This is a genomic window from Paracoccus halophilus (genome assembly GCF_000763905.1).
GTDB lineage: Bacteria > Pseudomonadota > Alphaproteobacteria > Rhodobacterales > Rhodobacteraceae > Paracoccus > Paracoccus halophilus.
Genome location: NZ_JRKN01000081.1, coordinates 1 through 1,860, shown reverse-complemented (window position 1 = coordinate 1,860; position 1,860 = coordinate 1). Strand labels below are relative to the sequence as shown.

Genomic DNA, 1,860 nt, shown 5'->3' with positions numbered 1-1,860 from the left:
CTTTGCCCGCTTGAAAGATTGGCGGCGTATCGCAACCCGTTACGACAGATGCGGAGACCTGTTCCTCTCCGCCATCTGCATCGCCGCCATCGTCATCTTTTGGCTGCCAAAATGAGTCCTGACCCTAGGGTCAGGACCCATAAGGCCGCTTGAACCCTTTGGATAGTCGTGATTCACGCCCGCAAACTACGGGGGCAACATGAGCGACTACTACTGGTTGACGGAGGCGCAGATGGAGCGTCTTCGACCGCACTTTCCGAAATCACGTGGCGTACCAAGGGTCGATGATCGGCGGGTGCTGAGTGGGATCATCTACGTCAAACGGAACGGTTTGCAGTGGCGCGACGCGCCATCGGTGAGATATGGGCGAAAGTTGGTGACGCTTGATCAGGCGGCGACTTGAAGTTGGCGGAGGCCGTCGCGGAACTCAACCCCCTGGATGATCTCCGGCAGACGGTTCTGGCCATCGAGTTTGCGCCATTTCCCCTGCGCTGACATCATCAGCTTGAAGGCCATGGCCAGCCCGGTCCTGCGACTGAGGCAACCTTTGGTGCGCTTGGTGCGGTGCCGAACGGTCGCGAAGGTGCTTTCAATTGGGTTCGATGTCCGGATGTGTTTCCAGTGCTCGGCCGGGTAGTCGTAAAAGGTCAGAAGCGCCTCGCGATCCTTGACCAGCTTGGCAACGGCCTTGTCGTATTTGACGCCGTAGGTTTCGACGAAGAAATCGAAAGCAGCGCCGGCCCCGGCCTTGGTTTCCGCCTGCCAGATGTCATGGAGATGACCCTTGGCCTTGTCCTGCAGCGACTTTGGCAGCGCGTTGAGCACGTTCATTGTCTTGTGGACCCAACAGCGCTGTTCGCGCGTGGTAGCAAAGACCTCGCGCAGGGCGGTCCAGAACCCGAGCGCGCCGTCGCCGATGGCCAGCTTGGGATCCTGCTTCAGGCCCCGGCGCCGCAGATCGAGCAAAAGCTCACGCCAGCTCTCAGCGCTTTCGCGGAAGCCGTCGATCATCGCCAGAAGCTCCTTGTGGCCATATTCATCGGCCCCGACGATCACCAGAACGCATTGCCTTTCCTCAGCCATGCGCGGTTTGAAATACACCCCGTCAGCCCAGATGTAGAGAAAGCGCCGATGGCTCAGGTCGCGCCTTTGCCAGGCCTCATAGTCGTTCCACCAATCCGCCTTCAGCCGCGTGATTGTCTTGGCGGAAAGCCCATGGGCGTTTGGGCCGAGAAGCGCTGCCAAGGCTTCGCTGAAATCACCCGTGCTGACGCCCTTGAGATAAAGCCAGGGCAGCAGCTCCTCCACTGATTTCGCCTTGCGCAGGTATCGCGGCAGGATGCTGGGCGTGAAGGTGATCTTGTCCTCACCAGGCTTGCGATCTCGCACCCGTGGCACTTTCACCGGCACCGGACCGATCCCGGTCATCACCTTTCGTTCCGGCAGATGGCCATGGCGCACCAGGCGCGCACGCCCATCCTCAAGCTTTTCCTTGGAAAAGGCGGCCATGAGCGTGGCCAGCTCGGCGTGGATCGCCTGTTCAATCAACTTGCGCGCGCCATTGCGGAGAACGTCGGTGAATGCATCGGCGCTAAATCCCGATGGATCGGGGAGTTGGGTGATGGTATTCTCTGGCATGTGGCATATCCCTTTCTCGGCTGAGAATTGACGGCGCGTGAACACCGCCATGATATGCCGCCCCTCAGGGCATCACCAACTTTCGCTCATTACTCCCATCGGTGTATGGCCCGCACAAGACGCTCTACAACCGGTTCGTCAGATGGTCTCGTATGGGTGTGTTCGCACGCATCTTCAAGGACTTGGCGCAACCAGGGCGAGACGGAGACACCATCATGATAG

Annotated in this window: 1 protein-coding gene and 3 pseudogenes; 3 read left to right on the top strand and 1 reads right to left on the bottom strand. The window is 59.5% G+C overall.

The window, feature by feature from the left end; translation table 11 throughout:
* Together IT41_RS21170 and IT41_RS20440 are read left to right on the top strand one after the other, a co-directional pair.
* Positions 1 to 115, top strand: a pseudogene (locus IT41_RS21170) (IS5/IS1182 family transposase); the annotation flags it as partial.
* 84 nt (positions 116 to 199) lie between these two features.
* A pseudogene (locus IT41_RS20440) lies at positions 200 to 367 on the top strand (transposase); the annotation flags it as partial.
* Between the two features lie 20 nt (positions 368 to 387).
* On the opposite strand, the gene IT41_RS19125 reads toward IT41_RS20440, so the two are convergent.
* Entirely contained in the window at positions 388 to 1,638 is a 1,251-nt protein-coding gene (locus tag IT41_RS19125) for an IS256 family transposase (RefSeq protein WP_036744357.1), read from the bottom strand.
* Positions 1,639 to 1,733: 95 nt separating this feature from the next.
* Between IT41_RS19125 and IT41_RS20435 the strand changes: the two are divergent.
* A pseudogene (locus IT41_RS20435) lies at positions 1,734 to 1,860 on the top strand (IS5/IS1182 family transposase); the annotation flags it as partial.

What these genes read in the sequence shown, in the direction of transcription:
- IT41_RS19125 (WP_036744357.1), bottom strand. Translation starts at nt 1,638, where the DNA reads ATGCCAGAGAATACCATCACCCAACTCCCCGATCCATCGGGATTTAGC.